Origin of the sequence: Paenisporosarcina sp. TG20 (genome assembly GCF_000286315.1) — a bacterium.
In the GTDB taxonomy this organism is placed as follows: domain Bacteria; phylum Bacillota; class Bacilli; order Bacillales_A; family Planococcaceae; genus Paenisporosarcina.
Genome location: NZ_ALJG01000203.1, coordinates 1 through 9203 on the forward strand (window position 1 = coordinate 1; position 9203 = coordinate 9203).

At 36.5% G+C, this 9203-nt stretch carries 8 protein-coding genes; 1 reads left to right on the plus strand and 7 read right to left on the minus strand.

The features are described from left to right. Positions 1-240 precede the first annotated feature (240 nt). The 7 genes from nth to dinG form a co-directional block, all read right to left on the minus strand. On the minus strand, positions 241-900 hold the full coding sequence (gene nth, locus B371_RS0103900; protein WP_019412994.1) for an endonuclease III: 660 nt from the start codon (positions 898-900) through the stop codon (positions 241-243). Between the two features lie 12 nt (positions 901-912). After that, complete coding sequence (locus B371_RS0103905; RefSeq protein ID WP_019412995.1) at positions 913-1629, minus strand: DnaD domain-containing protein; 717 nt, start codon at positions 1627-1629, stop codon at positions 913-915. A 164-nt stretch (positions 1630-1793) separates the two neighbouring features. After that, positions 1794-3089 carry an asparagine--tRNA ligase gene (asnS, locus tag B371_RS0103910; RefSeq protein WP_019412996.1) on the minus strand — a complete coding sequence of 432 codons (1296 nt, stop codon included), beginning with the start codon at positions 3087-3089 and terminating at the stop codon, positions 1794-1796. A gap of 15 nt (positions 3090-3104) precedes the next feature. After that, positions 3105-4307: a pyridoxal phosphate-dependent aminotransferase gene (locus tag B371_RS0103915; protein ID WP_019412997.1), complete on the minus strand. Its 1203-nt coding sequence runs from the start codon at positions 4305-4307 to the stop codon at positions 3105-3107. Positions 4308-4319: 12 nt separating this feature from the next. After that, a complete protein-coding gene (locus tag B371_RS0103920) occupies positions 4320-4802 on the minus strand; it encodes a DUF5590 domain-containing protein (RefSeq protein ID WP_019412998.1) in 483 nt (160 codons plus the stop codon). 9 nt (positions 4803-4811) lie between these two features. Further along, positions 4812-4982: a YpmA family protein gene (locus B371_RS22690; RefSeq protein ID WP_019412999.1), complete on the minus strand. Its 171-nt coding sequence runs from the start codon at positions 4980-4982 to the stop codon at positions 4812-4814. 20 nt (positions 4983-5002) lie between these two features. Next, positions 5003-7786 carry an ATP-dependent DNA helicase DinG gene (dinG, locus tag B371_RS0103930; protein WP_019413000.1) on the minus strand — a complete coding sequence of 928 codons (2784 nt, stop codon included), beginning with the start codon at positions 7784-7786 and terminating at the stop codon, positions 5003-5005. A gap of 115 nt (positions 7787-7901) precedes the next feature. Here dinG and B371_RS0103935 point away from each other — a divergent pair, with 115 nt between their 5' ends. After that, positions 7902-8234: a hypothetical protein gene (locus B371_RS0103935; RefSeq protein WP_019413001.1), complete on the plus strand. Its 333-nt coding sequence runs from the start codon at positions 7902-7904 to the stop codon at positions 8232-8234. Positions 8235-9203: the final 969 nt, after the last annotated feature.

The following is a 9203-nucleotide window of genomic DNA, read 5'->3' on the forward strand; positions in this document are numbered from 1 at the left end:
GTGAGACCCCGCAGGAGCACACAATGGAACAAAGGCTAAGAACGCCTCAACGCGAGGCAACGCCTTCGTGACCAACACCCTGTTGGCCTGAGGAGACTCACGGACCGCCCGCGGAAAGCGTCCGCCTGTAACGGAAATCGACAGTCTCATTTTTGTATATAAAAAGAGGGCTGCCCTTAGAGTCATTTTCTATGACTTGTGGGACAGCCCTCTTTTGTTTGTTTTTTGATTATATTATTGTTAGCTGGTTACTAACTCTTTATTCATGCGTTTTTTTCCTTCTCTACATAATGATAAAAGAGGACAAACAGGACATTGTGGCTTTTGTGCTTTGCAATGATAGCGGCCAAAGAAAATGAGTTGATGATGTGTTCGAGACCAATTGTCCATTGGTGTCTTTTTCATAATTGTCTGTTCGACTTGTAGTACGGAATCTTTCCAACGACAAAGGCCTAATCGTTTAGAAACACGTTCTACATGCGTATCAACTGCTAGTGCTGGAATATCAAACGCGACAGAGACAACAACATTAGCTGTTTTTCGACCTACCCCAGGCAGTGTTGTTAATAAATCACGATTTGCAGGAATTTCTCCATCAAATTGCTCTATTACCATACGACTTAACGCTTGTATGTTTTTGGCTTTATTGCGAAATAATCCAATAGACCTTATATCATCTTGAAGTTCTTCTAATGGAACGTTTAAATAATCTTGAGGTTCTTTATATTTTGCAAATAAACCTGGCGTTACTTTATTTACCAGCACATCTGTACATTGTGCTGACAATAAAGTAGCAATTGTTAGTTCAAATGGATTACTGTGAACTAGCTCACAATGAGCATCTGGGAACATTCTATCCATTTCTGATAAACAGTACTCCCATTGACCTTTTGTTAGCATATACTCACTTCCCTATTCTCGTTCTTCTAACCAATTATAAAAAGGTACTTTATTTTTGTTACTTTGTGGTTGTGTTGTCGTTGTTCTTTCTGGTACGGTTCTAAATTGGCTAGCTTGTTTTTCAACGTCTTTAATTGTCTTAACATTTTTCTTTTTCCACTCAAATAAGATACGATCAATATAACGTAAGCTCATTTTTTGAGCAATAACAGCTTCTTTTAATGCCGCACGAATGAGTTCTGGTGATTGTTGATCTTGATCAAACCACATAGCAATTGTTTCATTTTCCATTGGAGAAAGAAAACGTCCAAATTCTTGTTCAAACATCTTGAAAATATCGCCTTCTTGTTCTTTTTGAGTCTTATCATTTTCAGTTGTTTTTTCAGATAATATCAGGTCAATTAAACGATCCCATAATCCATGGAAAGAATAAGCTTCAAAGAGAACACCTTTTTCATCATATCTTTGAGTAATTGATAAGTACCCTTTTTGAAAAAGTCTTTGCATATGTTGGCTAATTGAATAATGGGAGAAATGTGAACGCTCACCCAAATCATCAGGAGTCGGAAAATGATTACCCTTTTCAATAAAAGCCAACATGTGAAGGATAAGCAATGCTTCGTCATCTTGTATATCACACTTTTTATAATGTTCAAAAAAGAGCTGGGAAATGGTTACATTTCCCTGCTCTATCCACGTGCGGAGTCGATCTGGTTGTTGTTGGTGCATACCTGAACTCTCCTTTTAAAAATATATTTACTTACTTTTAGTTTAACTAATGTCTTACTCCTAAAGTCAGCTCGCGGCTCTTTACTGGGTCAAAAAGACGATATATTTGCCTTTCATCCTCAGCGTATTTGTTGGGTTTAAATGATGTTTCCCGCTCGCCTGGCTTATGGGTATAGACGGTTTAATAGTCTTGGGAATGGAATTGCTTCTCGAACGTGTTCTGCACCACTAATCCATGCTACAGTACGTTCTAATCCTAAACCAAATCCTGAATGTGGTACTGAACCTTGTTTACGAAGTTCTAAATACCAGGAGTAAGTGTTTTCATCTAGATTGTGTTCAGCTAAACGTTGTTTTAATAAATCATAATCGTGAACACGCTGTGATCCTCCAATAATTTCGCCGTACCCTTCTGGAGCAATTAAATCCGCGCACAGTACTACATCTTCACGGTCTGGGTGAGGTTGCATGTAAAACGGTTTAATCCCAATAGGGTAGTGCGTGATAAATACTGGTTTTGCATAATGTTCTGCAATTGCTGTTTCATGCGGAGCACCAAAATCATCCCCCCACTTAATGTCATCAAATCCGTTTTCATTTAAGAATACGATAGCATCATCATAAGAAATACGTGGGAATGGCGCTTGAATATGCTCTAGTTTCGTGACGTCACGTTCCAATCGTTCTAGTTCTAACTTACAGTTCTTTAAAACTGATTGAACGACATAAGAAACGAATTGTTCTTGTACTTCCAAGCTTTCTTCAAACTCAACAAATGCCATCTCCGGTTCTATCATCCAAAACTCTATTAAATGGCGACGTGTTTTGGACTTTTCTGCACGGAAAGTTGGACCAAATGAAAATACTTTTCCGAAGGCCATTGCAGCCGCTTCCATATAAAGCTGACCTGATTGAGAAAGATAAGCATCTTCATCAAAGTATTTAGTTTGAAACAATTCAGACGTTCCTTCAGGTGCAGAGCCTGTTAAAATGGGTGGATCAATTTTAGCATACCCATTGTCGTTGAAAAACTCATATGTAGCACGAATTACTTCATTACGAATTTTCATGATTGCATGTTGTTTTCTAGAACGTAGCCATAAATGACGGTTGTCCATTAAAAATTCAGTACCATGTTCTTTAGGAGTAATCGGGAAATCAATGGCTTCATGAATAATTTCGATATCTTTTATTTGAAGTTCGAAACCAAACGTTGAGCGCTCGTCTTTCACTACTTCTCCGACTATATACATGGATGTTTCTTGAGTCATTGTCTTTGCTTTAACAAATAATTCTTCTGATACTTCTGCTTTTACAACCACTCCTTGAACAAATCCTGAACCATCACGAAGTTGCAAGAATGCAATTTTCCCGCTTGATCGTTTGTTCGCTAACCAAGATCCTATTTTGACTGTTTCACCCACGTGTTTATGCATATCTTGAATCATAATTTTTTTCATAAGTTCCTCCAGAATTTACAGCAATTCTTCTTGCCATTTTGATCGTACAAATGAATCTATACGTGCTACAGCTGTTTCGAGTAAATCAAGTGATGTTGCATATGATAATCGAATCGTTGATGGAGATCCGAAACCAGAACCCGGTATTACTGCAACATTAGCTTCGGTAAGTAATGCGTCTACAAAAGCATCCACAGAATCATAACCTGTTTTGCGTGCTGTTTCAGATACATCTGGTAATAAATAAAATGCCCCTTGAGGCTTTAGTACTTTGAAACCTGGGATTGCAACAACTTTTGGGAAGATAATTTCTAATCGTGATTCGAATGCTGCTCTCATTTCTTCAACCGTATCCTGAGGACCGTTATATGCTTCGATGGCAGCATATTGAGATGTTGTCACAGGATTCGAAGTAGAGTGACTTGCTAAATCGGTCATGGCTTTAACTACCTGTTTATTTCCAGCTGCAAAGCCTATACGCCAGCCAGTCATGGAGTGAGATTTAGATACTCCATTGATTATCATTGTGCGCTCTTTTGCATCCTCTGAAACTTGTGCAATCGATATATGTTGTGCATCTCCGTATACTAATTTTTCATATATCTCGTCTGAAATAATCCAAATATCAGCTTCTTTACATACATCTGCAATTTCTTTTAATTCAACCTCAGAATAAAGCATGCCAGAAGGATTGCTTGGTGAATTTATAATAATGGCGCGTGTTTTATCTGTAATTGCATTTTTAATTTGTTGAGCTGAAATTTTATATTGTTGTTCAGCAGTTCCTTCAATGTATACAGGAACCCCTCCAGCAAGTTTTACTTGTTCAGGATAACTCACCCAATACGGTATGGGAATGATAACCTCATCTAGTTCATTTAAAAAGACTTGGAAAAAAGTATATAGTACGTGTTTTGCACCAATACCAATCAAAATTTCAGAGGGTTGGTAACTTAATTTTTGATCTCTTAGCAACTTGTCAGCAATTGCCTTCTTTAATGCTGGTAACCCACCAGCAGGTGTATATTTTGTGTAGCCATCATTCATGGACTGCAATGCAGCATCTAATATGTTTTGAGGGGTATTGTAATCAGGTTCTCCCGCTCCAAGACCAATTACATCAATGCCCTGTTCTTTTAACTCTTTTGCTTTTGCAGTTATGGCAAGAGTTGTTGATGGTGTTAACGTGTAAACACGATTAGCTAATTGCGGTTTCATCGATAATCCCCCTTACAAATTCAAAATACGTTTCCACCAAGTTCCGTTTTCAAAAAATAAGTAAACGTAATTCAACTTATTATTTTGACTTAAAAAAGTGATTTCCCAAACGGCATTGTTCTCTTCCCAACCAAGTTTAGTATGTAACACTTTTTTTACTTTAAATTCTTTTTCTACGGTTTCTATAGCCTGTATTTTTGAAATACCCTTTTTAAGTAACACTTCTTCAATATTTAGATCATCGAGATTATCAGGAATGAAAACAGCTTTTTCTTCCCCACTTTGATCTTTTCCAATTACGGTAATATATATGTTTGATCCACTATATACTTCTGAATCATTCACTTCTGCTAACTTATCCTCTTGTAGCGCTAGTTGTTCAGCTTTTGCTTGTTCAGCTGAAAAAGGTTGTCCTGCTTTCCATAGAACAAACACGCTTAGAAATAAACACAGGGAAACCGTAAATACACTTATAAAAATTATCCATTTTTTCATGTATGCACCTTACGTTTTATATATTGTGAAAACGGCTTTCTCTTGATTGTCACTTTCAAGTGCAAGACCGAACATTAAATCTCTATCTTTTAGATTGCGATTTAAAGCGTCCACAAGTTTATACAAGTCTGATTGGTAGTCAACCGTAACTGTTGAAATTATTTCAATTTTACTTTCCATTTGAAAACCTACTTTCTCACTTATGCTTTCTCATTATACCAATGTTCAAGGTCTAAAACCATATCTTCTAACGATAGTTTCTTCAAAGGTATATCCGGTAAAGCGCGAATAAATTCTTTTCCATATGACTTGGATTCGATTCGACGATCAAGCACAATGAAAACCCCACGATCTGTTGAAGAACGAATTAAACGACCGAAACCTTGGCGAAATCTGAGAATTGCCTCCGGTAGTGCTAAAGATGAAAATGAATTGATTCCTTGCTTTCTTAAACGTTCTGCCTGTGTTTTAAATACAGGATCATCTGGAGACGAAAATGGCAATCGTACCATGACCACTGCAGATAATGCATCACCAGGTACATCGACACCCTCCCAAAAACTATTAGTGCCAAATAATACAGACTTACTAAAACGTTGGAATGATTTTAACAACTTCATCCTACTACCTGAAGTCATACCTTGGGCAAATAACATATAACCTTCAAGTAATCCTGTGTCTTGTATTAAATCAACCGTTTTTCTCAACATGTCTTGTGATGTAAATAATACAAAACATCTGCCTTCAGTTACTAGCACAGTTTGAATGACTGCGTCTGCAACGGCATCAATAAAATCAGACTGTGACACATGTTGAATATCTGGCATGTCATCCACAATAACTAAGTTAGCCCCTTGATAAAAATCTTTTGGTGCAGAGAAGGTTTTAATTTGTACGCTTTCAGGTAGTCCAAGTTGGTTTACAATAAATCGGCTATTCCCCGGGACGGCTAATGTACCAGACGTCCAAATAATTCCAACATTTCCCCGCAGTCCATTAAATATCTCGTTTACCGCATGTGTACTATCAATTGGCTTTTTATACACATGAAGGCTGCCAGGAATACTTCTTCGATCAAGTTCAATCCACACAGAATAATCATGTCTAGAAGAAAGAAAAATATCAACCCATTCTCCTGTTTTAATTTTTATTTCATTCAACCAATACAGCCATTCTGCTGTTATTAATTTTTCAGCATGTGTTGAATCAACTTGACTTTTTTCCAATCTTCCAAGCAATTTTTGTGCAATCGTCACCCATTTTTGAAGGTTTTGGTAAACTTCGTCTAATAGATCATAATCAAGTGTTAAATCTTCAAGTAAAATCGTTTGTTTGGAGTGTGATCTGGCTGAACTTGTTTTTTGTACATTTTTTACAAGTGATTGGATGGCTTCATCAAACCTGTCGGAACATCGCGTATATACTCGATCTAATTCTTGAAATGATCCATCCACTTCAATTCCATGGTGCTTTAAGACATTTGCAAAAGATGAGGTTAATTGTCCTTGGTCACGTGTCCCTAATTGTCCGAAAACATATTTCCACTGTGTAAACGAGAAAATACGCTCTTCACGTGCATTTGCAGCTCTAACAAATTGGTGAGCTTCATCTATAACGACCGAAGTGATTTCGTTTGTTAAGAGGGGCTCTAAACGGTTTTTATCGGTAAATAGCATTGCATGATTGGTAATGAGTATATCTGCATGATAGCTTTGAGCCAATGCATATGAATGAAAATCATGGACATTCACTTCAGAGGTTTTTATCGAGAATGCATTTTTTCGAACTTTATCCAGAAATAACTGACCACCACTCGACACATTTAGTTCACCAATATCCCCTGTCTCAGTCCTAGTTAGCCACACTAACAATTGGCATATAGCAAATGTATCATCAGAAGATTCATCTACACCACGTAATAACTCTTCAAATCGATGCAAATCAATATAATGACTAACCCCTTTTAAGATGGCAACATTCACTTTACTCTTCACAATTGCTTCTAGTTTCGGAATCTCAACGTCATGCAACTGTTCCATTAAGTGAGAAGTATAGGTGCTAATTAAAACTTTCTTCCCTTTTTGTTTTGCATAGAAATAGCTTGGTATTAAATAACTAAGTGTCTTGCCTAACCCCGTTGATGCTTCAATTGCTAGTTCATTATTAGTTTGTAAGGTTTGCCAAATGGCATCCATCATTTGAAATTGTCCATTACGCTCTTTAAAATCTTTTAACCCTTCGGATAAAAACAATCGTTTATGATTCTTGGTTTCAGGATAGAATGTTGACGATTCAACAGGTGGACCTTGAATTTTTTTTTGGCGTAGGGCAATCCCTTTATAGAAATCTAAATTCTCTTCTATTACCTGCATTCTTTTTTTCTGAAGTGCTGCAAAAAACAGTGAAGAGATGTCATATTTCAAATGGAACGATCGTTTATGTATATGTTCCAATGTTTGAATTGGAAGTTTTTCAATTTCTTTCATACATTCAATGAACAACTCCGCTGTAGCGTATGCATCATCGTCTGCACGATGTGCGTTCGTAAGCTCGATGCCACGGTCTAAAGTGATATCTTGTAATTTATAGCTATAAGAGGTTGGAAATAACAAACGAGATAATTCTACTGTATCTATTTTTTTTCCTTTCCAATTTGGAAAACCAATTCGTTTAAATTCTTCTTGAATAAAAGACAAATCAAAATTCGTATTATGTGCAACAAATATACAATCTTCTAACATGTTATAGATTTCTGTTGCGACATCTTCAAAAATAGGTGCTTGCTTGACATCTTTATCGGAAATATTTGTTAAGTCTTGTATAAAGAAAGGAATTTTCTTTTCGGGTTGTATAAAGGTTGAAAAGGTTGATTGTATTTTCCAATCTCGGACGAAAACAACAGCAAATTGAATCATTCGATCCCCTTTTGCAGGTGAATGACCTGTTGTTTCAATATCTACGATTGCATAAGTAGGATTTACCATAAAATATCAGCTCACAATTTAGACTTCTTACAAAAAAATTGTATCACAAAACATGTATTGAGGTGTAACTGTCGTCACCCAAAGTCGTCTATAACTTAAAGGAGGTTTTTCTAAAATGAAATCATTGGTGAGATACATTGCAATTGGCTTACTAGTCTTAACACTAAGTGCATGCAACGAAGAATCAACGGTTAGTGGAAATGATGAACTTAAAGAGAGTGACATGGCAGCTATTAATTTAACTACTCAAGTGGATGGAGTATTTAAAGGGTTTGCAGGAGCTAATCAAAAATCTGTCATTATCGAGTTTGAAGGAGTAGAAAAGACTTATGAAATTATAGAAAATGCACCTGGGGACTTTGACAAGATTAAAAAAGACGATAACATTGCATTCTCTACAAAAATGGTCGATGGAGTAGAAATGATTGAAACGCTACGATTAAATTAAGATAACCGTGCCATAACAATGACTGTTAGATCAATAAGTAAGGGAAAAAAGACCAAGGAAGCTATTTCTTTGCTTATGGAACTAGTAATGGTGGTGATTTCCGTAGCAACGTTCTTTCATGTTTCGAAGCTAGCGTTGCCATGCAGAAACAGGCGGGCGGGCGCCGAGCCCACTAAAAAAGTCTTGACCAGTATAGACAGGATAAAGTTTTCTCTATAATACCCACTTTAGCGCTTTGTGGATGCCTCCCACGAGAATCCAGGCAGAAAATCACTGTCTTGCTTCTCGATTCGGCTACCACGCCTACACTGATTCTGCCTTAGCCATATGGATGACAACTAATACAATACAGTGCAGTGATAAACTAGCGATCATTTCCTCGAATTATTGAGGATAGAATCGCTAGTTTTTTAATTACACACTGTTTCGCCACGGGATTCCGGGTTGGTTTGTATATTATAAAGACAATTATAGGTGTCTTTTCAAATGTTTTTTAGAAATTTCCACAAAAAATGAAGAAAATACATTTATATTGCAGTAAATTGATAATGTTCAAGTGTTTTTATATTGGAAATTCTATTGAGCAGATGCTCAGTTGGAAAATTTGGACTCCAAGTTGGAAAAATGAGCAGCCAAGTTGGAATTTTGGGACTCCAAGTTGGAAAAATCACGTTCCAAGTTGGAATAGATAAAATATGGAAATGAAATTGGTGAACACTTCTACTTTATAATATAGAGAAGCCTATCCTCATTAGAAATTGAGAATAAGCTCGCTTTATTTAAGACATTTATAAGTGTCTTTTCAAATGTTTTTTAAAAATTTCCACAAAAATAAAGAAAATGCATTTATATTGCAGTAAATTGAGAATGTTCAAGTGTTTTTATACTGGAAATTCTGTTGAGCAGATGCTCAGTTGGAAAATTTGGACTCCAAGTTGGAAAAATGGACAGCCAAGTTGGAATTTTTGG

Bases quoted from the DNA above. Each gene is read 5' to 3' on its own strand.
- asnS (WP_019412996.1), bottom strand. From the start codon at position 3,089: ATGAAAAAAATTATGATTCAAGATATGCATAAACACGTGGGTGAAACA.
- B371_RS0103905 (WP_019412995.1), bottom strand. From the start codon at position 1,629: ATGCACCAACAACAACCAGATCGACTCCGCACGTGGATAGAGCAGGGA.
- dinG (WP_019413000.1), bottom strand. From the start codon at position 7,786: ATGGTAAATCCTACTTATGCAATCGTAGATATTGAAACAACAGGTCAT.
- B371_RS0103915 (WP_019412997.1), bottom strand. From the start codon at position 4,307: ATGAAACCGCAATTAGCTAATCGTGTTTACACGTTAACACCATCAACA.
- B371_RS22690 (WP_019412999.1), bottom strand. From the start codon at position 4,982: ATGGAAAGTAAAATTGAAATAATTTCAACAGTTACGGTTGACTACCAA.
- B371_RS0103920 (WP_019412998.1), bottom strand. From the start codon at position 4,802: ATGAAAAAATGGATAATTTTTATAAGTGTATTTACGGTTTCCCTGTGT.
- B371_RS0103935 (WP_019413001.1), top strand. From the start codon at position 7,902: ATGAAATCATTGGTGAGATACATTGCAATTGGCTTACTAGTCTTAACA.
- nth (WP_019412994.1), bottom strand. From the start codon at position 900: ATGCTAACAAAAGGTCAATGGGAGTACTGTTTATCAGAAATGGATAGA.